Source organism: Pseudomonas sp. P4_D7 (assembly GCF_056401755.1).
In genome coordinates, this window is record NZ_JBFUIR010000036.1 from 30,193 (window position 1) to 53,202 (window position 23,010).

At 58.7% G+C, this 23,010-nt stretch carries 26 protein-coding genes; 16 read left to right on the forward strand and 10 right to left on the reverse strand.

From position 1 onward, the window contains the following. The first annotated feature begins 97 nt into the window (after nucleotides 1-97). Nucleotides 98-1,015 (forward strand): LysR family transcriptional regulator, encoded by a 918-nt coding sequence (locus AC1DVF_RS20910; RefSeq protein WP_477783081.1) that lies wholly within the window; start codon nucleotides 98-100, stop codon nucleotides 1,013-1,015. Here the strand turns inward: AC1DVF_RS20910 and AC1DVF_RS20915 are convergent. Beyond that, on the reverse strand, nucleotides 988-1,314 hold the full coding sequence (locus tag AC1DVF_RS20915; RefSeq protein ID WP_007911686.1) for an ElaB/YgaM/YqjD family protein: 327 nt from the start codon (nucleotides 1,312-1,314) through the stop codon (nucleotides 988-990). The two genes, AC1DVF_RS20910 and AC1DVF_RS20915, sit on opposite strands and share 28 nt — an antisense overlap. A gap of 157 nt (nucleotides 1,315-1,471) precedes the next feature. Between AC1DVF_RS20915 and AC1DVF_RS20920 the strand changes: the two genes are divergently transcribed. Then, complete coding sequence (locus AC1DVF_RS20920; RefSeq protein WP_003220389.1) at nucleotides 1,472-1,687, forward strand: dodecin; 216 nt, start codon at nucleotides 1,472-1,474, stop codon at nucleotides 1,685-1,687. A gap of 127 nt (nucleotides 1,688-1,814) precedes the next feature. Continuing rightward, nucleotides 1,815-2,036, forward strand: coding sequence for a DUF1161 domain-containing protein (locus AC1DVF_RS20925; RefSeq protein ID WP_099757642.1), 222 nt, complete (start codon nucleotides 1,815-1,817; stop codon nucleotides 2,034-2,036). 261 nt (nucleotides 2,037-2,297) lie between these two features. Here AC1DVF_RS20925 and AC1DVF_RS20930 read toward each other — a convergent pair whose 3' ends face one another. Continuing rightward, nucleotides 2,298-3,299: an LLM class flavin-dependent oxidoreductase gene (locus AC1DVF_RS20930; protein ID WP_034152274.1), complete on the reverse strand. Its 1,002-nt coding sequence runs from the start codon at nucleotides 3,297-3,299 to the stop codon at nucleotides 2,298-2,300. Nucleotides 3,300-3,541: 242 nt separating this feature from the next. Here AC1DVF_RS20930 and AC1DVF_RS20935 point away from each other — a divergent pair, with 242 nt between their 5' ends. Together AC1DVF_RS20935 and AC1DVF_RS20940 are read left to right on the forward strand one after the other, a co-directional pair. After that, entirely contained in the window at nucleotides 3,542-3,973 is a 432-nt protein-coding gene (locus AC1DVF_RS20935) for an OsmC family protein (protein ID WP_093429478.1), read from the forward strand. 246 nt (nucleotides 3,974-4,219) lie between these two features. Continuing rightward, nucleotides 4,220-4,459 carry a DUF1161 domain-containing protein gene (locus AC1DVF_RS20940; RefSeq protein ID WP_099757641.1) on the forward strand — a complete coding sequence of 80 codons (240 nt, stop codon included), beginning with the start codon at nucleotides 4,220-4,222 and terminating at the stop codon, nucleotides 4,457-4,459. Nucleotides 4,460-4,465: 6 nt separating this feature from the next. Here AC1DVF_RS20940 and AC1DVF_RS20945 read toward each other — a convergent pair whose 3' ends face one another. Both AC1DVF_RS20945 and AC1DVF_RS20950 read right to left on the reverse strand, forming a co-directional pair. Continuing rightward, nucleotides 4,466-4,885, reverse strand: a complete 420-nt coding sequence (locus tag AC1DVF_RS20945; RefSeq protein WP_093429480.1) for a PA0061/PA0062 family lipoprotein — start codon at nucleotides 4,883-4,885, stop codon at nucleotides 4,466-4,468. 40 nt (nucleotides 4,886-4,925) lie between these two features. Further along, a complete protein-coding gene (locus tag AC1DVF_RS20950; RefSeq protein ID WP_034152270.1) occupies nucleotides 4,926-5,348 on the reverse strand; it encodes a PA0061/PA0062 family lipoprotein in 423 nt (140 codons plus the stop codon). Nucleotides 5,349-5,407: 59 nt separating this feature from the next. Between AC1DVF_RS20950 and AC1DVF_RS20955 the strand changes: the two genes are divergently transcribed. Continuing rightward, entirely contained in the window at nucleotides 5,408-6,490 is a 1,083-nt protein-coding gene (locus AC1DVF_RS20955) for an aminopeptidase (protein WP_460089396.1), read from the forward strand. Nucleotides 6,491-6,583: 93 nt separating this feature from the next. Here AC1DVF_RS20955 and AC1DVF_RS20960 read toward each other — a convergent pair whose 3' ends face one another. Both AC1DVF_RS20960 and AC1DVF_RS20965 read right to left on the reverse strand, forming a co-directional pair. Continuing rightward, on the reverse strand, nucleotides 6,584-7,234 hold the full coding sequence (locus AC1DVF_RS20960) for an HAD family hydrolase (RefSeq protein WP_186620376.1): 651 nt from the start codon (nucleotides 7,232-7,234) through the stop codon (nucleotides 6,584-6,586). A gap of 28 nt (nucleotides 7,235-7,262) precedes the next feature. Then, nucleotides 7,263-7,808, reverse strand: a complete 546-nt coding sequence (locus AC1DVF_RS20965; protein ID WP_093429483.1) for a gamma carbonic anhydrase family protein — start codon at nucleotides 7,806-7,808, stop codon at nucleotides 7,263-7,265. A gap of 88 nt (nucleotides 7,809-7,896) precedes the next feature. On the opposite strand from AC1DVF_RS20965, the gene prlC reads away from it, so the two are divergent. Further along, on the forward strand, nucleotides 7,897-9,948 hold the full coding sequence (gene prlC, locus AC1DVF_RS20970) for an oligopeptidase A (RefSeq protein WP_477783082.1): 2,052 nt from the start codon (nucleotides 7,897-7,899) through the stop codon (nucleotides 9,946-9,948). After that, nucleotides 9,945-10,232, forward strand: a complete 288-nt coding sequence (locus AC1DVF_RS20975; protein WP_093429485.1) for a YheV family putative zinc ribbon protein — start codon at nucleotides 9,945-9,947, stop codon at nucleotides 10,230-10,232. The genes prlC and AC1DVF_RS20975 overlap by 4 nt, the downstream gene beginning before the upstream one ends. Before the next feature lie 49 nt (nucleotides 10,233-10,281). Here AC1DVF_RS20975 and AC1DVF_RS20980 read toward each other — a convergent pair whose 3' ends face one another. After that, entirely contained in the window at nucleotides 10,282-10,926 is a 645-nt protein-coding gene (locus AC1DVF_RS20980) for a dual specificity protein phosphatase family protein (RefSeq protein WP_116254158.1), read from the reverse strand. A gap of 303 nt (nucleotides 10,927-11,229) precedes the next feature. Between AC1DVF_RS20980 and AC1DVF_RS20985 the strand changes: the two genes are divergently transcribed. The 3 genes from AC1DVF_RS20985 to AC1DVF_RS20995 are packed head-to-tail and all read left to right on the forward strand — an operon-like array spanning nucleotide 11,230 to nucleotide 15,077. Next, nucleotides 11,230-11,976, forward strand: coding sequence for a gluconate 2-dehydrogenase subunit 3 family protein (locus tag AC1DVF_RS20985; protein ID WP_460089393.1), 747 nt, complete (start codon nucleotides 11,230-11,232; stop codon nucleotides 11,974-11,976). Nucleotides 11,977-11,978: 2 nt separating this feature from the next. Next, nucleotides 11,979-13,763, forward strand: a complete 1,785-nt coding sequence (locus AC1DVF_RS20990) for a GMC family oxidoreductase (protein ID WP_116254160.1) — start codon at nucleotides 11,979-11,981, stop codon at nucleotides 13,761-13,763. A 12-nt stretch (nucleotides 13,764-13,775) separates the two neighbouring features. After that, nucleotides 13,776-15,077 (forward strand): c-type cytochrome, encoded by a 1,302-nt coding sequence (locus tag AC1DVF_RS20995; protein ID WP_477783083.1) that lies wholly within the window; start codon nucleotides 13,776-13,778, stop codon nucleotides 15,075-15,077. Nucleotides 15,078-15,136: 59 nt separating this feature from the next. On the opposite strand, the gene AC1DVF_RS21000 is transcribed toward AC1DVF_RS20995, so the two are convergent. Both AC1DVF_RS21000 and AC1DVF_RS21005 read right to left on the reverse strand, forming a co-directional pair. Next, nucleotides 15,137-15,412 (reverse strand): hypothetical protein, encoded by a 276-nt coding sequence (locus AC1DVF_RS21000; RefSeq protein ID WP_477783084.1) that lies wholly within the window; start codon nucleotides 15,410-15,412, stop codon nucleotides 15,137-15,139. A 207-nt stretch (nucleotides 15,413-15,619) separates the two neighbouring features. Next, nucleotides 15,620-15,922: a hypothetical protein gene (locus AC1DVF_RS21005; RefSeq protein ID WP_093429490.1), complete on the reverse strand. Its 303-nt coding sequence runs from the start codon at nucleotides 15,920-15,922 to the stop codon at nucleotides 15,620-15,622. A 227-nt stretch (nucleotides 15,923-16,149) separates the two neighbouring features. Between AC1DVF_RS21005 and AC1DVF_RS21010 the strand changes: the two genes are divergently transcribed. The 3 genes from AC1DVF_RS21010 (at nucleotide 16,150) to AC1DVF_RS21020 (ending at nucleotide 19,792) form a co-directional block, all read left to right on the forward strand. Beyond that, complete coding sequence (locus AC1DVF_RS21010; protein WP_093429491.1) at nucleotides 16,150-17,208, forward strand: PA0069 family radical SAM protein; 1,059 nt, start codon at nucleotides 16,150-16,152, stop codon at nucleotides 17,206-17,208. Between the two features lie 238 nt (nucleotides 17,209-17,446). Then, complete coding sequence (locus tag AC1DVF_RS21015) at nucleotides 17,447-18,175, forward strand: carbonic anhydrase (protein WP_064116616.1); 729 nt, start codon at nucleotides 17,447-17,449, stop codon at nucleotides 18,173-18,175. Nucleotides 18,176-18,265: 90 nt separating this feature from the next. Next, entirely contained in the window at nucleotides 18,266-19,792 is a 1,527-nt protein-coding gene (locus AC1DVF_RS21020; RefSeq protein ID WP_477783085.1) for a SulP family inorganic anion transporter, read from the forward strand. On the opposite strand, the gene AC1DVF_RS21025 is transcribed toward AC1DVF_RS21020, so the two are convergent. Further along, nucleotides 19,789-20,463, reverse strand: a complete 675-nt coding sequence (locus AC1DVF_RS21025) for a hypothetical protein (protein ID WP_477783086.1) — start codon at nucleotides 20,461-20,463, stop codon at nucleotides 19,789-19,791. The genes AC1DVF_RS21020 and AC1DVF_RS21025 overlap by 4 nt on opposite strands. Nucleotides 20,464-20,832: 369 nt before the next feature. On the opposite strand from AC1DVF_RS21025, the gene coxB reads away from it, so the two are divergent. Further along, nucleotides 20,833-21,960: a cytochrome c oxidase subunit II gene (gene coxB, locus AC1DVF_RS21030; RefSeq protein ID WP_034152255.1), complete on the forward strand. Its 1,128-nt coding sequence runs from the start codon at nucleotides 20,833-20,835 to the stop codon at nucleotides 21,958-21,960. A gap of 82 nt (nucleotides 21,961-22,042) precedes the next feature. Continuing rightward, a partial coding sequence (locus tag AC1DVF_RS21035) for a cbb3-type cytochrome c oxidase subunit I (RefSeq protein WP_477783087.1) occupies nucleotides 22,043-23,010 on the forward strand: 968 nt, incomplete at its 3' end.

Below are 23,010 nucleotides of genomic sequence, written 5' to 3' on the forward strand. Positions count from 1 at the left end.
TTCGGGTGAGAAGACAATGACGACCACTCTACCCCTGACCTTCTACGCTGAAAACCGATAAGATCGCCACAACCTGTCAGGAAAACTCACAGATACCATGAGCCACGACCTTCCCCCGCTGAACGCCTTGCGCGCGTTCGAAGCGACCGCCCGACTGAACAGCGTCAGTCAGGCCGCCGAACAGCTGCACGTCACCCATGGCGCCGTCAGTCGTCAGCTCAAGGTGCTGGAAGAGCACCTTGGCGTCAGTCTGTTCGTCAAAGATGGGCGCGGCTTGAAACTCACAGATGCCGGTATACGTTTACGCGATGCCAGTGGCGAGGCGTTTGATCGCTTGCGCAGTGTTTGCGCTGAATTGACGCAAAGCACGGCGGATGCGCCGTTTGTACTCGGCTGCTCTGGAAGCCTGCTGGCGCGCTGGTTTATTCCGCGTTTGGGGCGATTGAATGCCGATCTGCCGGATTTGCGTTTGCATCTATCGGCGGGTGAAGGCGATCTCGATCCAAGACGTCCGGGGCTGGATGCTTTGCTGCTGTTCGCCGAGCCGCCATGGCCGGCAGACATGCAGGTTTACGAATTGACTGCAGAACGCATCGGCCCGGTCATGAGCCCGCTGTTCAGCAGTTATAACCGCCTGGAAACCGCGCCAGCCTCGGCGCTGCTCAATGAACCGCTGCTGCACACCACTTCCCGTCCACAGGCGTGGCCGAGTTGGGCACAACAAAATCACCTCGACGCCAAGGCGTTGAAGTTGGGACAGGGTTTTGAGCATTTGTATTATTTGCTGGAAGCAGCGGTCGCTGGTCTCGGCGTAGCCATCGCGCCGGAGCCGCTGGTGACGGAAGATTTGAAGGCCGGTCGCCTGGTTGCGCCATGGGGTTTCTGTGAAACCCCGGCGCAACTGGCGTTGTGGCTACCCAAGCGCGCCGCAGACGGGCGCGCCCGGCAACTGGCGCAATGGCTCAAGAACGAACTGCGCCAGACGGATCACTCGCCGCGCTTGAACAGCAAGTAAGCCGCCAGCAGACCGATCGCACCGACGGCCACACCGGCCGTCGTCCATGGATGTTCCTGAGCGTAATCACGGGTGGCGATCCCGGTTTCGCGGGTTTTAACCTTGACTTCTTCGTAGGCATCGCTAAGCAAGTGGCGCGAGTGCTTCAGCGCACTTTCGGCATTGCTTTTCAGCGCCTTGAGGGTCTTGCGCGACTCGTCCGAAGCGTCGTCCTTCAAGCTTTCCAACGATTTGAGCAGACTCTCGATCTCGGCTTCCATGCTTTGCAACGAGGCTTTACGTAAAGAGGTGTTGGCCATGGTGGCTCTCCTGCATTGGTGATGAGTGGCGTGTGTTGGTTGGGACTTCAGCGGTTTGAGAAAGTGCAGAAAATCTGAACTTCGCCTGCGCGGTGCCGCCGAAATCAACAGTGCAGATTCACTGCTAGTCTCAATTCCACACGCCAAGGAGATCGTTATGAGTGACCATCACACGTACAAGAAAGTCGAGCTGGTCGGTTCGTCCACCAGCAGCATCGAAGACGCCATCAACAACGCGCTGGCCGAAGCCAACAAGAGCATCAAGCATCTTGAGTGGTTTGAAGTGGTCGACACCCGTGGCCACATCAAGGACGGCAAGGCAGCGCACTTTCAGGTGACGCTGAAAGTCGGCTTCCGCATTGCCAGCAGCTGAGTTTGGTCTAGTCTTCTGAACTTGCGCGCTGGCCGAGTGCCATAGGAATGGCAAAGCGCTACAGGGTGGCTGCATCGGGTGAACGCTCGATGCCCGCCTCTTTTAATCCGACCAGGGAGTGCGACCGATGAAGAAGTTCATGTTGGCAGTAGGTTTGTTGAGCCTTGCGGGTGGTGCGTTTGCTGCCGGTAAGCCTTGTGAAGAGCTGAAAAGCGAGATTGCGGCGAAGCTGGATGCCAAGGGCGTTTCCGGGTATTCGCTGGAGATTGTTGATAAGGGCGCTGCCGCTGGTGGCAAAGTCGTTGGCAAATGCGAAGGTGGCTCGAAGGAAATCGTCTACAAGAAGTGAGCTGATCGCGCCTGAAATACAAAAAGCCGACGTGAAGGCGTCGGCTTTTTTGTGTCTGAAAGATTTGTGGTGTGTTTGAGATTGATCCCCCWCACCCCAGCCCWCTCCCCCAGGGGGGGCGAGGGGGAAAGGGAGCGGATCGGGGGTTGTTCAGATCCTGAGTTCGACTCGATTTTTCAGGTCGATGTCGAGCGCAAGAAGACCTCAATCAGTCCCCTCTCCCCCTGGGAGAGGGCTAGGGTGAGGGTGCCTTTCGGCTTTTCAGCCCTTCATGACCTGCGCGAGCAGTTCGTACGAGTGCACCCGATCAGCGTGTTCATACAGATCACTGGTGAAAATCAGCTCATCCGCCTGCGTCTGCTCAACCAACACCTCAAGCTTGGCGCGGATCTTCTGCGGACTCCCCACCATCGCCAGCCCCAGGAAATCCCCCACCGCCTCACGCTCATGCGGTAGCCACAGCCCGTCCATGGTTTTCACCGGCGGACGCTGCACCAGGCTCTGCCCACGCATCAACGCCAGAATGCGCTGATACACCGACGTCGCCAGATAATCGGCTTGTTCATCGGTATCCGCCGCCACCAGCGGTACGCCGAGCATCACGTACGGCTTGTCGAGCACTGCCGACGGCTTGAAGTGATTGCGATAGACGCGAATCGCCTCGTGCATGAAGCGCGGAGCGAAATGCGAGGCGAAGGCATACGGCAAACCGCGCTCACCGGCTAATTGCGCGCTGAACAGACTGGAACCGAGCAGCCAGATCGGCACATTGGTGCCGGTGCCAGGCATCGCGATCACGCGCTGGTCCGGGGTACGCGGACCGAGGTAGCGCACCAGTTCGGCAACGTCTTCGGGGAAATCGTCAGCGCTGCCGGAGCGCTCGCGGCGCAAGGCGCGGGCAGTCATCTGATCGGAACCGGGCGCACGGCCCAGGCCGAGGTCGATCCGGCCCGGATACAGGCTTTCCAGCGTGCCGAACTGCTCGGCGATCACCAGCGGCGCATGGTTGGGCAGCATTACGCCGCCAGAGCCAACACGAATGGTCGACGTACCGCCAGCCAGATAACCGAGTAATACAGACGTCGCGGAGCTGGCGATACCGTCCATGTTGTGGTGTTCGGCCACCCAGAACCGCGTATAGCCGAATTTCTCGACGTGCTGCGCCAGATCCAGCGAGTTGCGCAGCGATTGCGCCGGGCTGCCGTTTTCGCGCACCGGTACCAGATCGAGGGTGGAAAATTTTACGTCGGACAGTTGCTTCATAAACCTGCGTCTCCGAGTGAGGAGGCAGGTTCTTCTTGCAAACGAAAACCTGCCGAATCCATAAGCGTGTTTTGTGCAATGAGGGCATATACCCGAGTTTCAATAGCAGTGATGAAATTTCCTACTAAAAAAGTCAACGATTCAGCCGGGCTGAACTTTGCTGCGGCGTCTATCCTCAGAAGCCTTGCAAGCAAAAACCACGACGACGCGGCGTTTCCGCGTCAGATCTTGAGGAGGCAGACATGGCTATCGTGAAGAAAGCATCCGCACATTGGGCAGGCGATCTGAAAACCGGTATCGGCTCGATCTCCACCGAAACCGGTGTCCTCAGAGAAGCCCCTTACGGCTTCAAGGCGCGCTTTGAGGGCGGTAAGGGCACTAACCCGGAAGAGCTGATCGGCGCCGCGCATGCCGGTTGTTTTTCCATGGCGTTTTCGATGATTCTCGGCGATGCGGGCCTGAAGGCTGACAGCATTGATACTCAGGCTGAAGTGACCCTGGATCAGGTGGATGGCGGGTTCGCGATCACTGCGGTGAAGCTGATCCTCAAGGCGAAAATCCCTGGAGCGACGCAGGAGCAGTTTGAAGAGCTGAGCAACAAGGCCAAGGAAGGGTGCCCGGTCTCGAAAGTGCTGAATGCGAAGATTACGCTTGAGGCTTCGCTGATTTCTTAAGCTTCGAAACAGGCGCTGGCTTTACCGACGCCTTCGCGAGCAAGCTCGCTCCCACATTGGTTCTGACTAAACCGGAACATTGTGGGAGCGAGCTTGCTCGCGAAGGCGATCTCGAGATCGACACAGGTTTGAAACCAAAAACACAAGTTGTGAGCGAAGTCAGAACCCTCGCTGTAAAAATATGGTCGAATAAATGACAGCAGCTTCAGCGCACACCCGTGCGCGCTGCCTCAGGGAGCTTCACTCATGAAACGTATTGGCTTGGCGATCCTCTGCAGTGCACTGGCCACTTCTGTCATTGCAGCACCCAAAGATTGCGAAGAACTGAAGAACGAAATCGAAGTAAAAATTCAGGCCAACGCCGTGCCGTCTTACACGCTGGAAATCGTCAGCAAGGAAGAGGCCGACAAACACGATGTGGCGATGGTCGTCGGCACCTGCGACAACGGCACCAAAGCGATCATTTATCAGAAGAACGATCGCTGAACCTGACTAGATAATGCAGTTGTAGTCGTAATCCTCGGCGACGATTTCTCGCTTGGCGTTATACAGCCGGGCGCTCGGTGTGAACCCCAGCGAACGCCCTTCCAGCACATAACGCTGCCCGGCCTCGAAATGGTCGTAGCGGATGTACAGGTAACACAACCGCTCTACCGGGCCGTTCATCAAACTGCCGCCACCACCAAACACTTCGAAATCAAACCGCACGCGCAATTCGTGGCTGCCCGGCGTGACCTGAAAGTAGCGCCCGTCATTCAGTCGCTGTTTGTCGAGGCGCTCGGCCATGAGCACTTTACCGCCGGGTGTCGGCGTCGAAAAATCGACCCAGGCCATCTGCGGATCGACCGGGGGCAATGGCGTCTGACAACCGGCCACAAGACTGGCAACGAGCAACAACAGCAACTGGCGCATGACGAATATCCACTGATCTGAATACTCAGCATAGCGCCGTTCAGGTGCGCTGACAGCCTGCCGGCGTGCCTTGGCCTACCACTTTGCGCTGCTCGTCATAGAGCTTGGCCCAAGGCCGGAAACCAATACTGCCGGCCTGCAACTGATAACGCTGGCCGGCGTTGAAGTCCTTGAATTTCACGCTCAACTGGCAATCGCGCCACAGCGGCTCAGCGTCGGGACCGATGTTGGTCGCCTCGACCGGAAATTGATAACGCACCTTCAACTCATGGCTGCCGGGCTGTACTTCGAAGTAGCGTTTGTCGGCAGTCGCTTGGGTATCGACCTGCAGCGCTTGCAGCGCCGTGTCCTGCTGCCGGGCATCCAGATCGATCCAGGCTTGCGAAGGGTCAGGATCGGGCATTCCGAATCCGGCACAACCGGCCAGCGTCAGCAGGCCTCCTGACAGCATCAACATGCGCATAGCGGTGCTCCTTAAGGCGGGATAGTCTTGCGGGCAGACTCTCCGGGGGATTTCTTATTTTGAGCAGGCCGTTTCCAAGCCTTGGGTTACTTGATCGCGTTTTTCGGATTTTGTTTCCGGGTGTGTTGTTTTTGTTGCTCAACGGTTGCGCCAGCGTCAGCTATTACACGCAGTTGGCCAGCGGCCAACTGCAATTGCTGCGGGCGCGCGAGCCTGTGGAAAAGGTGATCAACGATTCGAGCCGCGACGCGACACTGCGCGAACACCTGGCGCAAGCGCAAAAGGCCCGCGCCTTTGCGAGTGAACATCTGCATTTGCCGGATAACCAGAGCTATCGCCTGTACGCCGACATCCATCGCCCGTACGTGGTGTGGAATGTGTTCGCCACTCAAGAGTTCTCCCTGACACCGCAGAACCATTGTTTCCCGATTGCCGGCTGCGTGGCCTATCGCGGTTATTACAGCCAGAGCGCCGCGCGCGGCGAGGCAGCGATCCAGCGCTTGCAGGGTATGGACGTGTCGATTGGCGGTGTCGAGGCCTACTCGACGCTCGGCTGGTTCAACGACCCGATCCTCAATTCGATGATGGGCTGGGGTGATGAGCGCCTGGCCACGCTGATCTTTCATGAGCTGGCGCACCAGCGTTTCTATGTGAAGGACGACACCGAGTTCAACGAGTCCTTTGCCACGTTTGTCGAGCAGGAAGGCACGCGGCAGTGGCGGGCGTTTCGCGGGTTGCCGGCGGATACCGATTCACGGCTGAAGCAGCGCGATCAGTTTATTGAATTGGTCCTCGATACCCGTTCACGGCTGGAGAAGCTTTACGTGCAGTCAATGCCGGTTGAGCAAATGCGCGAGCGAAAAGCGGCCGAGTTCGAGCAGTTTCGCCGGGATTATCGGCTGATGAGGGACAGTCAGTGGTCCGGGGACAAGCGTTATGACGCTTGGGTGAATGCGCCGCTGAACAATGCGCGGTTGTTGCCGTTTGGGCTTTATGACCAGTGGGTCCCCGCGTTTTCGACACTATTCAAAAAGGTCGGGGGAGATTGGCTGAAGTTTTATGCTGAGGTAGAGCGGTTGGGTGGGCTGCCGGCCGCTGAGCGCAAGGCGGCACTGAAAGCGTTGGCATATCCGGAAGTCTGAGGTGGCTGAAAGGGCGTCATCGCGAGCAGGCTCACTCCTACAGGGAAATGCGTTCCACATGCAGGAGTGAGCCTGCTCGCGATAGCAATCTAATCAGCGCTGCAGAAACGCCTGATGCAACTCGTCCAGCGTTTCAAAATGATAAGCCGGCGCCTCGGCACTCAACTCTTCAAAACTGCCAAACCCATAACCGACCGCCGCCGCATCCAGCCCATTGCTGCGCGCCCCGATCAGATCATGCTTACGGTCACCGATCATCAACGTCTTCGCCGGGTCCAGCCCTTCTTCCTTGATCAGATGCGCAATCAACTCAACCTTGTTGGTCCGCGTGCCATCCAGCTCACTGCCGTAGATCACCTTGAAGTGCCGGGCAAAATCAAAATGCCGGGCAATCTCGCGGGCAAATTCCCACGGCTTCGAAGTGGCGATATACAGCTGCCGGCCTTGGCCACTGAGGGTTTCCAGCAACGGCGTGACACCATCGAACACACGGTTCTCGTACAGGCCCGTCACTTTGAAGCGCTCGCGATAGAAATTCACCGCCTGCCATGCCTTGGCCTCATCGAATCCGTAAAACTGCATGAACGCCTGCAATAACGGCGGGCCGATGAAGTGTTCCAGCTTGGTCAGATCCGGCTCATCGATGCCGAGCTTGGCGAGGGCGAACTGGATGGAACGGGTGATGCCCTCACGCGGGTCGGTCAGGGTGCCATCAAGGTCGAACAGTACGGTCTGGTAATGCATGAGAAATCCTGAGCAGGTGTAAGGCGATTCAGAGCTGGTCGTAGCCTTCGGCCAGATGCAGGTCCTTGAGTTTCACGTAGTTCGCCGCGCTGTAGGTGAAGAAAGCTTTTTCCTTGTCGGTGAGTTCTCGCACCTGTTTCACCGGGCTACCCACATAGAGGAAGCCACTTTGCAGACGCTTGCCCGGAGGCACCAGGCTGCCGGCGCCGATGATCACGTCGTCCTCGACCACCGCGCCGTCCATGACGATGCTGCCCATGCCGATCAACACGCGGCTGCCGACGGTACAGCCGTGCAGCATGACTTTGTGGGCGATGGTGACGTCATCGCCGATCAGCAGCGGGAAGCCGTCGGGGTTGAACGGGCCGGCGTGGGTGATGTGCAACACGCAGCCGTCCTGCACGCTGGTGCGCGCACCGATACGGATACGGTGCATGTCGCCACGGATCACGGTCAGCGGCCAGACAGAGCTGTCTTCGCCGATTTCGACGTCGCCGATAACCACCGCCGAGCCGTCGACAAACGCGCCTTTGTTCAAGTGCGGGGTGTGATTCTGGTACTTGCGAACGGACACGATAATTTCTCTCTCTGTCGCCGATAGCTGCGGTGAATGCCGATTGTAATTAAGATGGGGCAATGTTTCCCCAGCCAAGGTGCCAACCGTGAGCGTGAACAACCCTCTTCTGCAGTCCTACGACCTGCCGCCGTTCTCCACGATCCGTGCCGAACACGTCCTGCCCGCCATCGAAACGATCCTGGCCGACAACCGCGCCGCCATTGCCGAAATCCTCAAGACTCAGGTTCAGAACCCGACTTGGGCCGGTCTGGTACTGGCGATGGACGAACTCAATGACCGCCTCGGCGCTGCCTGGAGCCCGGTCAGCCACCTCAATGCCGTGTGCAACAGCGCCGAATTGCGTGAAGCCTACGAGTCATGCCTGCCGGCTTTGAGCGCCTACTCCACCGAGATGGGCCAGAACCGCGAGCTGTTCCAGGCTTATGAAGCGCTGGCCAACAGCCCGGAAGCCGCCGGTTTCGACGTGGCGCAAAAGACTATTCTGGAACACGCCCTGCGTGATTTCCGTCTGTCGGGTATCGATCTGCCGGAAGCCGAACAGAAACGCTACGCCGAAGTGCAGAGCAAACTGTCCGAGCTGGGCAGCCGTTTCTCCAATCAACTGCTCGACGCCACTCAGGCGTGGACCAAGCACGTCACCGACGAAGCCGCCCTCGCCGGCCTGACCGATTCAGCCAAGGCGCAAATGGCTGCTGCCGCACAGGCCAAAGGCCTCGACGGCTGGCTGATCACCCTGGAATTCCCGAGCTACTACGCGGTGATGACCTACGCGCAAGACCGCGCGCTGCGCGAAGAAGTCTATGCCGCTTACTGCACCCGCGCCTCGGACCAAGGTCCGAACGCCGGTCAGAACGACAACGGCCCGGTGATGGAAGAGATCCTCGACCTGCGTCAGGAACTGGCCAAACTGTTGGGCTTCGCCAGTTTCTCCGAGCTGAGCCTGGCCACCAAAATGGCTGAATCCAGCGATCAGGTGCTGAGCTTCCTGCGCGATCTGGCCAAGCGCAGCAAGCCGTTCGCTGCGCAGGATCTGCAACAGCTGCGCGCCTACGCCGCCGAACAGGGCTGCGCCGACCTGCAAAGCTGGGACAGCGGTTTCTACGGTGAAAAGCTGCGTGAACAACGCTACAGCGTTGCTCAGGAAACCCTGCGCGCCTACTTCCCGATCGACAAAGTGCTGGGCGGTCTGTTCGCCATCGTGCAGCGTCTGTACGGCATCGAAATCGCTGAACAGAAAGGTTTCGACACCTGGCATCCGGACGTGCGCCTGTTCGAAATCAAGGAAAACGGCCAGCACGTCGGCCGCTTTTTCTTCGACCTCTACGCCCGCGCCAACAAGCGTGGCGGTGCCTGGATGGATGGCGCCCGCGACCGTCGCCGCACCGTCGACGGCGTGCTGCAAAGCCCGGTGGCCAATCTGGTGTGCAACTTCACCCCGGCCGACAGCGGCAAGCCTGCGCTGCTGACCCACGATGAAGTGACCACGCTGTTCCACGAATTCGGTCATGGCCTGCATCACCTGCTGACCCGCGTTGATCACGCCGGCGTTTCCGGGATCAACGGTGTGGCATGGGACGCGGTCGAGCTGCCGAGCCAGTTCATGGAAAACTGGTGCTGGGAGCCGGAAGGCCTCGCACTGATTTCCGGTCACTACGAAAGCAGCGAGCCGCTGCCCCAGGACCTGCTGGAAAAAATGCTCGCGGCGAAGAATTTCCAGTCCGGCCTGATGATGGTCCGTCAGTTGGAGTTCTCGCTGTTCGACTTCGAACTGCACGCCACCCACGGCGACGGCCGCAGCGTGCTGCAAGTGCTCGAAGGCGTGCGTGACGAGGTGTCGGTGATGCGTCCACCGGCCTATAACCGTTTCCCGAACAGCTTCGCGCACATCTTTGCCGGCGGTTACGCGGCGGGTTACTACAGCTACAAGTGGGCTGAAGTGCTGTCGGCGGATGCCTTCTCCAAGTTTGAAGAGGACGGCGTGCTCAACGCTGAAACCGGTCGGGCCTTCCGTGAAGCGATTCTCGCGCGCGGCGGTTCGCAGGCGCCGATGGTGCTGTTCGTCGACTTCCGTGGCCGTGAGCCATCGATTGACGCACTCTTGCGCCACAGCGGCCTGAGTGAGGACGCGGCAGCATGAGTGAGGCACCTGTGATTACCAAGAAACGCTTTATCGCCGGGGCGGTCTGCCCCGCGTGTAGCGAGCCGGACAAGTTGATGATGTGGAACGAGGACGGCGTGCCGCACCGCGAATGTGTGGCCTGCGGTTACTCGGATACGCTAAACGAGCAAGGGCTGTCGGTACCGAAAGAACTGGGCACGCGGGTCAACACCAGCGCGCTGAACAAACCTGCGCCGGACAAGACGGTGCAGGCAGTACAGTTCTTCCCGAATCCGAAGCTCAAGAAGAAATCCGAAGACTGAGCTGCAGCTTGAAAACCTTCCACGATGCAATGTCGTGGAAGGTAGCGGATTACTTCAGATTGACTGACTGAAACCAGCTCTTCATCGAGCAGGTGGCAAACGCACTGGTGCTGCAATCACCATTGGCCAGAGCGGTGCGCAGCTTTTCGACATCGGCCTGCATCACATAACGCACGCCATCCTTGAAATGACCGCTTTCTCCAAATCCGCCCTGAGTCATTTCATTCAGCGCATCTTCCTTGCTCCAGCCTTGCACCACGATCCGGTACATCGCCGCCATCAGGCCGGTGCGGTCAGAACCGTGTTTGCAATGCATCAACACCGGACCGTTGGCTTCGGCGGACTGAATCGCGCGCAGAGTCTTGAGCACATCGGCGTCATCGACATGATTGGTGCGGTAAGGCAATTGCACCTGATTGATGCCCGGCTCTGACAACCAGTTATTGTCCGCTTCCGGAAGGAAGTTGATCACCGTGGCGACTTTCAGATTCTTCAGCAACGGCACCGCACCGCCATCGGGCAAGGCGCTGCGATAGAGCGTCGGCGACATCTGGAACAGGTTGTATTGCACTTCGACCGGTTGCGCCCAATCAGCAGGACGAACTGTCGCAGTTGCCGCAGCCTGGGCAGGCATCCAGGGCAACAGCACCAATAGCGATAAGCACAAAGCGGAAAAAAAACGCACTCGGGACATGCTGGGGTAACCGTGTCGGGGTTCATCGGTGAGAGGAACTGCAGCTTCGATGTTGAGCGGTCAAAGCCCTGTGAGGCGCTTGTCAAAGAATCGTGAATCCGCACGGTTTCATGCACTGGCATGCGGAAAACCGCTGTTTTTTTCCACTGAATCGATTCATCCCGAAGCTTAGCCTGCTACCATTTGTCACACGATGTTGCAGACGCGTCCCCATTTTCCGGGTCATACCGTCACGTCGCGACGAAAAATCCTCAAGCCGTTCGCAGAAGCGGCTGTCCCCTAATGCCTGATGAGGTGCACCCCATGTCTGATGAAAGTCGAGACAACCCGCGGCGTGAGTTCTTACGCAAATCCCTGACCCTGATACCGGTGGTCACCCTGGCTGGCACCGGTCTGGGCAGCAGCGTCTTGCAAGCAGCGCCTGAAGCCAAACCAGCTGCGCCCGCGCCGCAACCGGTTCGCACTGATGCCAGCGTGTATCAGCCGAGCTATTTCACCGCCGAAGAATGGGCGTTCATCAATGCCGCCGTCGCACAGCTGATCCCCAACGATGCCCAAGGTCCGGGTGCGCTAGAAGCCGGTGTCCCGGAATACATCGACCGCCAGATGAACACGCCGTACGCCGCCGGTGCACTTTGGTACATGCAAGGCCCGTTCAATGCCGACGCCGCTCCGGAAATGGGTTGGCAGAGCAAACTGGTGCCCAAAGAGATCTATCGACTCGGCATCGCCGCCACGGATCAGTGGGCAAAATCCCTCAACGGTAAAGTATTTGCTGAGCAAGACAGCGCTACCCGAGACGATTTGCTCAAGCAACTCGAAGCTGGCAAGCCGCAATTCGATGCGGTTCCGGCAAAGATTTTCTTCAATCTGCTGCTGCAAAACACCAAGGAAGGGTTCTTCTGCGACCCGATCCACGGTGGCAACAAAGGCATGGTCGGCTGGACCATGATCGGCTTCCCCGGCGCCCGCGCCGATTTCATGGATTGGGTGGAACGTAACGAGCAATACCCCTTCCCGGCAGTTTCGATTCGCGGCGAGAGGGCGTAAGCATGGCAACGGTAATGAAGAAGGTTGACGCAGTGATCGTGGGTTTCGGCTGGACCGGCGCGATCATGGCCAAGGAACTGACCGAAGCGGGTCTCAACGTGCTGGCGCTGGAGCGCGGGCCGATGCAGGACACCTACCCGGACGGCAACTATCCGCAGGTGATCGACGAACTCACCTACAGCGTGCGCAAAAAACTCTTTCAGGACATCTCCAAAGAAACCGTCACCATTCGCCACAGCGTCAACGACATCGCCCTGCCGAACCGCCAGTTGGGCGCGTTTCTGCCGGGCAATGGTGTTGGCGGCGCCGGACTGCACTGGTCGGGCGTGCACTTCCGGGTCGATCCGATCGAGTTGCGCATGCGTAGCCACTACGAAGAGCGCTACGGCAAAAGCTTTATCCCCAAGGACATGACCATCCAGGACTTCGGCGTCAGCTATGAAGAACTGGAGCCGTTCTTCGATTTCGCCGAAAAAGTCTTCGGCACCTCGGGCCAGGCCTGGACGGTGAAAGGCCAATTGGTCGGTCAGGGCAAGGGCGGCAACCCGTACGCGCCGGATCGCTCCAACCCGTTCCCGCTGGAAGCGCAGAAGAACACGGTGTCTGCACAGCTGTTCGGCAAAGCAGCGACTGAAGTCGGTTACAAGCCCTACAACTTGCCTTCGGCAAACACCTCGGGGCCTTACACCAACCCTTACGGCGCACAGATGGGCCCGTGCAACTTCTGCGGTTTCTGCAGTGGTTACGTTTGCTACATGTATTCCAAGGCCTCGCCGAACGTGAACATTCTGCCGGCGCTCAAGCCGCTGCCGAATTTCGAGCTGCGGCCTAACTCGCATGTGTTGCGGGTCAATCTCGACAGCAGCAAATCCAAAGCCACCGGCGTGACCTACATCGACGGTCAGGGCCGCGAGATCGAGCAACCGGCGGATCTGGTGATCCTCGGCGCGTTCCAGTTGCACAACGTGCGTCTGATGCTGCTGTCCGGGATCGGCAAGCCATACGACCCGATCAGCGGCGAAGGCGTGGTCGGGCGTAACTTCGCCTACCAGAACATGGCGACCATCAAGGCGTTCTTCGACAAGGACACCCACACCAACAACTTCATCGGCGCCGGCGGCAACGGCGTGGCGCTGGACGATTTCAACGCCGACAACTTCGACCACGGCCCGCACGGCTTCGTCGGTGGCTCGCCGATGTGGGTCAACCAGGCCGGCAGCCGGCCGATTGCCGGCACTTCGAACCCGCCGGGCACACCTGCGTGGGGCAGTGCCTGGAAACGCGCGACCGCCGATTACTACACCCACCAGGTGTCGATGGACGCCCACGGCGCGCATCAGTCCTACCGTGGCAACTACCTCGATCTCGATCCGGTGTACCGCGACGCCTACGGCTTGCCGCTGCTGCGGATGACCTTCGACTGGCAGGAAAACGACATAAAGATGAACCGCTTCATGGTCGAGAAAATGGGCAAGGTCGCCGAAGCGATGGGCCCGAAAGCCATCGCGGTGATCGGCAAGAAAGTCGGCGACCACTTCAATACGGCGTCGTACCAGACCACCCACCTCAATGGTGGCGCGATCATGGGCACCGATCCGAAGAAGAGCGCGCTGAACCGCTACTTGCAGAGCTGGGACGTGCACAACGTCTTCGTCCCGGGCGCCTCGGCCTTCCCGCAGGGCCTCGGTTACAACCCGACCGGGCTGGTTGCTGCGCTGACCTATTGGTCGGCGAAGGCGATCCGCGAGCAATACCTGAAAAACCCCGGCCCGCTGGTTCAGGCTTAAGGAGCGATGACCATGAAAAATCTCGTTATCGCGACTCTGGCGCTGCTCGGCAGTGCCGCAATCCATGCGGCTGAAGTTGATCAAAGTTTGATCAAACAGGGCGAATACCTTGCCCGCGCCGGTGACTGTGTGGCCTGCCACACTGCCAAGGGCGGCAAACCGTTCGCCGGTGGCCTGCCGATGGAAACCCCGATCGGCACGATTTACTCGACCAACATCACCCCGGACAAAACCGGCGTCGGTGAATACAGCTTCGAAGACTTCGATCAGGCCGTACGCCATGGCGTCGCCAAAAACGGCAGTACGTTGTACCCGGCGATGCCGTATCCGTCCTACGCGCGTGTCAGCGAAACCGACATGCAAGCGTTGTACGCGTACTTCATGCACGGCGTAGAACCGGTGGCGCAGGAAAACAAGGCCAGCGACATTCCGTGGCCGTTGAGCATGCGTTGGCCGTTGATGGGCTGGCGCTGGATGTTTGCGCCGAAGGTCGAGGACTACAAGGCAGTCGGTGACGACGCCGTCATCAGCCGTGGCGCGTATCTGGTCGAAGGCCTCGGCCATTGCGGTGCCTGCCATACGCCACGCGCGCTGACCATGCAGGAAAAATCCCTGAGTGCGGCTGACGGCACAACCTTTCTCGCCGGCAGTGCGCCGCTGGAAGGCTGGATCGCCAAGAGTCTGCGCGGCGATCACAAGGATGGCCTCGGCAGCTGGAACGAGGAACAACTGGTGCAGTTCCTCAAGACCGGGCGCAGCGACCGCAGCGCCGTGTTCGGCGGCATGAGCGACGTGGTCACCCACAGCATGCAATACATGACCGATGCCGACCTGACGGCGATTGCCCGCTACCTCAAATCACTGCCGGCCACTGATCCGAACGATCAACCGCATCAGTACGATGAAAAAGCCGCCAAAGCCTTGTGGAACGGTGACGACAGTCAGCGCGGAGCTGCGGTGTACATCGACAACTGCGCGGCGTGCCACCGCACCGATGGTCACGGCTACTCCCGGGTATTCCCGGCGCTGGCGGGCAATCCGGTGCTGCAATCGGAAGACTCGACTTCGTTGATTCACATCGTGCTCAAGGGCGGTACGTTGCCGGCGACGCACACGGCACCGTCGACGTTCACCATGCCGGGCTTTGCCTGGCGCCTGTCGGACCAGGAAGTGGCGGATGTGGTGAGTTTCATTCGTGGCAGTTGGGGCAACAAAGGCGCGCCGGTTGACGCTGAAGATGTAGCCAATCTACGCAAGAACGATATGCAAACGACTTCCGGGGATGATTTGGGGCAAGTCACCACGCATAACTGACGGACCTGATTGATACTCCGCTGGCACGGTTCGACTTTTCGTGCGGTGCCAGCGGACGGTCAACGCTTGGACTGAAAGCCTTTGAACTGCGCAAATGCATCGGCCAATTGCAGATAGAGCTTCTCGTCATATTTGTCGATGTCGCCATCACCGTCAGCATCGACGGCGTCTTCGGAGATCAGGTCATAACGACCATTGGCCTGCGACGACGAAGCAAAAAGCGCATAGTCGTAATCCATCATTTCGGTCGCGTCTTCGCTGTAGTGGTAAAACGCGATTTCCGGACTTGCATCTCGATCCATATCCGCAATTTCCAGCAGTATTCTGATAGCCATGGATGAAACCCTGCAGATTGATTACGTGCTTGAGATTAGGGTTGGCGAAAATTCCGGTCTACTGTCAGAGTTGACAGGGTGTATACCCAGCCAGTCTTTCACTGGCCACCTGTCATTTACCGTCTTTTCTTCTAAAACAATAAAGTCCTGCATGAGTCGTCATGCAGGACTTTATTTTCATTTGCTGTGAGACTCTTGAATTTTCAATTACGGATTAACGATACTTACATAAGCCTTGGCCAGTGCAATCAACTTCGTTTTGTCGTCGTTATCAATATCGCCATCACCGTCCACATCTTTCTTGTTGGTGCGAACAGTGAACGTTTTGCCACGGTCGCTGGACACCGCCACCACGTAGATCGAGTCGACCAGTGCCTCGGTGGGCAGTTCCTGTTCGGCGTTCCAGCCCAGTTCCTTTCGTGCCAGTTGCATCGAAACAATCGTGTTGGGTTCCGATGCATTGGGTTGCATCATTTGCACAAAGACACCGCGCTGATTGAGGTAAGACATGAATTAAATCCTTTTAATTTAGTTATCGGACAAGAACCACTCGAAGTAGCCAAGACTATCTTTGATAACTTGTCACGACAATCGAACATATGTATCTCGGGTTGTACTTCGGCTCTGCACCTATATATAAATTTTGGAACTCAGCAAGTATCCCATCGCTGAACGGTACTGGATCAACGTGGGCTCGCTCATGTACTGTATGCATATACAGATCAGGAGCCTGCCCAATGATCAACCCTCTTCCCCAGCGCGGTCGCGGCACCGCCAGCAACCCGCACAATCGCTTCGCGCCGAACCGTTCGGTGGCCGAGGATGACGGCTGGTATCAAGAGGTGCCGCTGACCCAAGGCACCGAGGTGATGATCGAAACCGCGAAAACCATCATTACCCGCAATACCTCTCCGGATCTGCCCTTCGACCGCTCGATCAATCCCTACCGTGGCTGCGAGCATGGCTGCATCTATTGCTACGCACGGCCCAGCCACGCTTACTGGGACATGTCGCCAGGGCTGGACTTCGAAACCAGGCTGATCGCCAAGACCAACGCCGCCCAAGTGCTGGAGGAACAGCTCGGGAAAAAAGGCTATCAATGTGCGCCGATCAATCTGGGCTCCAACACCGATCCGTATCAGCCGATCGAGCGCGAACACAAAATCACCCGGCAGACCCTCGAAGTGCTGCTGCGTTACCGGCACCCGGTGACCATCGTCACCAAAGGCTCGCTGATTCTGCGCGATCTCGACCTGCTGACTGAGTTGGCCGAGCAACGCCTGGTCGCGGTGATGATCAGCCTGACCACGCTCGATGACGAGCTCAAACGCATCCTCGAACCGCGCGCTGCTGCACCCAAAGCGCGATTGCGCGCCATTCGGGTCATGCGCGAAGCAGGCATACCGGTCGGCGTGCTGTGTTCGCCGATGATTCCGATGATCAACGACAGCGAGATCGAAAACCTGCTTAACGAAGCCCACGCGGCCGGAGCACAAAGCGCTGCCTATATGATGCTGCGCTTGCCGCTGGAAGTGGCGCCGCTGTTCGAAGAATGGCTTCAGGCGCACTATCCGCAACGCGCCGCGCATGTGCTGAGCCTGATCCGCCAGAGCCGTGGCGGCGAGCTCTACGACAGCCGTTTCGGCGCGCGCATGCGCGGCGAAGGAGTGTTCGCCGACCTGCTCGCGCAACGATTTGCCAAAGCCATCAAGCGTCTGGGCATTAATCACCGCGAAAGCTACAACCTCGATTGCACTGCCTTCTGTCCGCCGGGTCGCCAGATGTCGTTGATTTAGCGACAATTAGCCTATGGTTGAGGGGTTGGAATCCTTCCGCCGAAATCACTCAGTCACGTTTTTTGTGACCTGGAACACACGTGCTAGAGCGTTTGATTCAGTTTGAGTTAAGTTTCGGCGGCTACCTTGTTCATCGAGTGACTGACGGGTCGGGATGACCCGGATGTTTTAAACAGCCACTGGCTTCATACCGGAATACATGGGAACGACTCCCCTAATCCGCCAAAGAGGATGAATCATGAGTGACAAGGATAAACAGCCGTTGGCTGCGTCGGCGCAAACCCCTGAAGCGGAATCCGCCGATGCAGCGCTGCGACAGATCGTAGACGGCTTTTTGCATTTTCATCATGAGGTCTTTCCCCAGCAGGAAGAACTCTTCAAGAAACTCGCCACGGCCCAGGCGCCAAAGGCGATGTTCATCACCTGCGCCGACTCGCGCATCGTCCCTGAACTGATCACCCAGAGCTCGCCGGGCGATCTGTTCGTGACCCGTAACGTCGGCAACGTTGTCCCGCCTTACGGCCAGATGAACGGCGGCGTATCCACCGCGATCGAATACGCGGTGCTGGCGCTGGGCGTGCAGCACATCATCATCTGCGGCCACTCCGATTGCGGCGCCATGCGTGCGGTGCTCAATCCGGACAGCCTGGAAAAAATGCCGACGGTCAAAGCCTGGCTGCGCCACGCTGAAGTCGCGAAAACCATGGTGCACGACAACTGTCACTGCGCCGACGAAAAAGAAAGCATGCCGATCCTCACCGAGGAAAACGTCATCGCCCAATTGCAGCACTTGCGTACCCATCCTTCGGTAGCCTCGCGCATGGCGAACGGTCATCTGTTCATCCATGGCTGGGTCTACAACATCGAAACCAGCGAAATCAAAGCTTACGACGCGGATCAGGGACGTTTCCTGCCGCTCGATGGTAGCCATCCGATTCCGGTGGCGACGCCCAAAGCGCGCTTCTAAATCTTCCTAAACATCTGTGTGGTTTGACGCCGGCCGCTGTTTCAGCGGTTCGGCGAAGCCATGCCTGAAGAAAACTTCGGGAGAATCGCCATGCGTGCGGCTCAATTGAAAGCGGTGTTGCCACGGGAGTTGCTCGCTTCAGTGGTTGTGTTTCTGGTCGCGTTGCCGCTGTGCATGGGTATCGCGATTGCGTCAGGGTTGCCACCGGCCAAAGGTCTGATCACCGGGATCATCGGCGGTCTGGTGGTTGGCTGGCTGGCGGGTTCGCCGTTGCAGGTCAGCGGGCCGGCGGCGGGTCTGGCGGTGTTGGTGTTTGAACTGGTGCGCCAGCACGGCATTGAAATGCTGGGGCCGATTCTGCTGCTCGCCGGTTTCCTGCAACTGGTGGCCGGGCGCTTGAAGCTCGGTTGCTGGTTTCGGGTCACGGCGCCAGCGGTGGTGTACGGGATGCTGGCGGGGATTGGCGTGTTGATCGTGCTGTCGCAGGTGCATGTGATGCTTGATGCGTCACCGAAGCCCTCTGGCCTGGATAACCTCACGGCGTTCCCGGCGGCTGTGGCGCAGGCCTTGCCGTCGTTCGGCTGGCAGGCCGGGCTGTTGGGGCTGTCGACGATTGCGGTGATGTGGTTGTGGGAAAAATTTCGCCCACATTCGTTGCGCTTCGTTCCGGGTGCGTTGCTCGGCGTGGGTCTGGCGACAGCTGCCAGTCTGCTGCTGGCGTTGCAGGTCAAACGTGTTGAAGTACCGGCGAATCTGGCCGAAGCCATTGACTGGCTGAAACCGGCGGACCTGCTCAGCCTGGCCGATCCTACGCTGCTGATCGCCGCGTTCGCCGTGGCGTTTATCGCCAGCGCCGAAACCTTGTTGTCCGCCGCTGCGGTGGATCGCATGCACAGCGGCGTGCGTTCGGACTTCGACCGTGAGCTGTCGGCGCAAGGTGTCGGCAACATGCTCTGCGGTCTGCTCGGCGCGCTGCCGATGACCGGGGTGATCGTGCGCAGTTCGGCCAACGTCCAGGCCGGCGCAACCACGCGTTACTCGACGATCTTCCATGGTCTGTGGCTGCTGGCGTTCGTGCTGTTGCTGTCGAGTGTGCTGCAAAGCATTCCGGTGGCGAGTCTGGCGGGTGTGCTGGTGTACACCGGGTTCAAACTGGTCGATCTCAAAGCGTTTCGAGGTCTGGGTCGTTATGGGCGGATGCCGATGTTCACCTATGCGGCGACGGCGCTGGCGATCATCTTCACTGACCTGTTGACCGGGGTGTTGATCGGTTTCGGTCTGACGATGTTGAAACTGGCGTTCAAGGCTTCGCGATTGAAGATCAGCCTGATCGATCTGCCGCAGGACGGCGAGATGGAGTTGCGTCTGGTCGGCGCGGCGACATTCCTCAAAGTGCCGGCGTTGACGCAAGTGCTGGGCAGTATTCCGCAAGGCACCACGGTGCATGTGCCGCTCAATAACCTGAGCTACATCGACCATTCGTGTCTGGAGTTGCTGGAGGAGTGGGGCCGGGCGAATGCGGCGAAGGGTTCGAAGCTGTTGATTGAGTCGCGCGGGTTGAAGCGCAGGCTTGAAGGCAGGGTGCGGACCAATACCGGAATCGGTGCGGCCGGCTAAATTTGCTGGTTGAACTCAACCCCTGTAGGAGTGAGCCTGCTCGCGATGGCGGTGCCCAGTCGGCGGCCCATGCACGGCCAGCGTTTCCACGCGGCGCCGGTGTCCGGGCTGCTGAGTTTGCCGCGGTAGGCTTCTACCGATTCCAGGGCAAAACTCTCGTCGTTGAGCATCTCGTCGATGGCGTGATGCACCGCTTCGTCCAGTTGGTTGGCAAATTCCTCACCGATCAATTGGTGAGCAATCAAGTTAGCGACCGTCATGTCCAAGGGGATCAGTGGCTGGCCGAAATGCTTGATGTACAGGTCGTTGACCTCTTCGACAAAACGGTGCGCCAGATAGGCTTCGTCGAGCAGGCTGTCCAGGCCAACGTGCCCGGCCATGATGGCTGGCGGCTGGAGGAAATACTGCTCGGCGATTTTCAGCACCGGTTTGATCTGCGATTCGATTCCCGCTTCCCTGGCAACTTCATTGGCTGCATCCAGCAGGTCTGGCACTTCATCAATGTATGCGGCGACAAAACGCGTCAGCACACCGTTGGCGTCGGCTTCCGGCAATTGGATCGCCGGGTGTAAATGAGGCAGCTTGCTTTCCAGCTGACGGGTCAGCAGGCCGGTTTCTTTTTCGTGTTGTTGGGCTTTTTGGATCTGCTCGCGCAATGCGGCGGTGTTCATGAAAACTCCAGGAAACAAGGCAATGAAATAGGGAAGACATAACTTAGCTGGCTTACGAAAAATGCTAAGACGCATTTGTCATAATTATTTCATCCTTGATGCACCTGCGTTATATCGGTTTGCCACCACTCGTCTGCATCCTTCTCCATTCGTGCCCTTGAACGCAAGTGCCAGCTGTTTCAGTTCATTTACGTGCGCACATTGCAATTTCCCGTCGCTGTCTATACTCGCCATTGAATGGAGTTAGCTGATGACGCCCGACTGCACCCGCAGCAAGGCCCGGCGATTCAAGTTCGTAGTCTGATGCAGCCGCTCCCTTGCCGCAGGCGAAAGCCGGCGGGATAACAAGAACGATAAGGGGAACCCGCAATGATGCGACATCCACACGTCTGGATGGGCCTCCTGTTGTGGTCGATTTTCAGTCCGGCACACGCTGCCTGGACTGTAAATATGGCGCCTGGAGCGACTGAAATCAGTCACGCAGTATTCGACCTGCACATGACCATTTTCTGGATCTGTGTGGTGATCGGGATCATCGTCTTCGGCGCCATGTTCTGGTCGATGATGGTGCACCGCCGTTCTACCGGGCAGGTCGCCGCAAAATTCCACGAAAGCACTACCGTCGAAATTCTCTGGACCGTCGTACCGTTCCTGATTCTGGTGGCGATGGCCGTACCGGCGACCGCCACCCTGATCAAGATGTACGACACCAGTGAGCCGGATATCGATATCCAGATCACCGGTTATCAGTGGAAGTGGCACTACAAATACCTGGGCCAGGACGTCGAGTTTTTCAGCAACCTGGCCACTCCCGCCGAACAGATCCACAACAAGGAAACCAAGGGCGAGCATTACTTGCTCGAGGTCGACAAGCCGTTGGTGCTGCCGACYGGCGCCAAAGTGCGCTTCCTCGTGACTTCCGCCGACGTCATTCACTCCTGGTGGGTGCCGGCCTTCGCGGTGAAACGCGATGCGATCCCGGGATTCGTCAACGAGGCGTGGACGCGCATCGACAAGCCCGGCATCTACCGTGGCCAGTGCGCCGAATTGTGCGGCAAGGATCACGGCTTCATGCCGATCGTGGTCGAGGTCAAAGAGAAGGCCGACTACGACAAATGGCTCGCCGACCGCAAAGCCGAGGCTGCGCAGCTCAAAGAGCTGACCAGCAAGGAATGGACCCTCGACGAACTCAAGGAACGCGGCGACAAGATCTATCACACCACCTGCGTCGCCTGTCACCAGGCCGAAGGTCAGGGCCTGCCGCCGATGTTCCCGGCGCTCAAAGGCTCGAAAATCGCCACCGGACCGAAAGAAGGCCACTTGAGCATTGTCTTCCACGGCAAGCCCGGCACCGCCATGGCGGCGTTCGGCAAGCAGTTGTCGGAAGTCGATATCGCAGCGGTCGTGACCTACGAACGTAACGCCTGGGGCAACAACAAGGGCGACATGGTCACGCCAAAAGAAGTGCTGGAGCTGAAACAGGCGGAAAGCAAATGAGCCGGTCTATCGCGTACCTCGTGAACCGGTCGGGGCAGAGCGCCCCGGCCTGCCTCATCCACTCACGTAAAGGAGACCGGCCATGAGCGCTGTCATCGATGACCACGGTCATGCCGACCACGCCCACGGCCCCGCCAAAGGCCTGATGCGCTGGGTGCTGACCACCAACCACAAGGACATCGGCACGCTGTACCTGTGGTTTGCGTTCTCCATGTTTCTGCTCGGCGGCACGTTCGCGATGGTGATTCGCGCCGAACTGTTCCAGCCCGGCTTGCAGATCGTCGAGCCGGCGTTCTTCAACCAGATGACCACCATGCACGGTCTGGTGATGGTCTTCGGTGCGGTGATGCCGGCGTTTGTCGGCCTCGCCAACTGGATGATCCCGTTGATGATCGGCGCGCCGGACATGGCCTTGCCCCGGATGAACAACTTCAGCTTCTGGCTGTTGCCGGCGGCGTTCCTGATCCTGGTGTCGACCCTGTTTACCCCCGGCGGCGGGCCGAACTTCGGCTGGACGTTCTATGCGCCGCTGTCGACGACGTATGCACCGGAAAGCGTGACCTTCTTCATCTTCGCCATCCACTTGATGGGCATCAGTTCGATCATGGGCGCGATCAACGTGATCGCCACCATCCTCAATCTGCGGGCGCCCGGCATGACGCTGATGAAAATGCCGCTGTTCGTCTGGACCTGGCTGATCACCGCGTTCCTGCTGATCGCGGTGATGCCGGTGCTGGCCGGGTGCGTGACGATGATGCTGATGGACATCCACTTCGGCACCAGTTTCTTCAGTGCTGCCGGTGGCGGTGACCCGGTGTTGTTCCAGCATGTGTTCTGGTTCTTCGGCCATCCCGAGGTGTACATCATGATCCTGCCGGCCTTCGGCGCCGTCAGCTCGATCATCCCGACCTTCTCGCGCAAGCCGCTGTTCGGCTACACCTCGATGGTCTACGCGACGGCGAGCATCGCCTTCCTGTCGTTCATCGTCTGGGCGCACCACATGTTCGTGGTCGGCATTCCATTGGTGGGCGAGCTGTTCTTCATGTACGC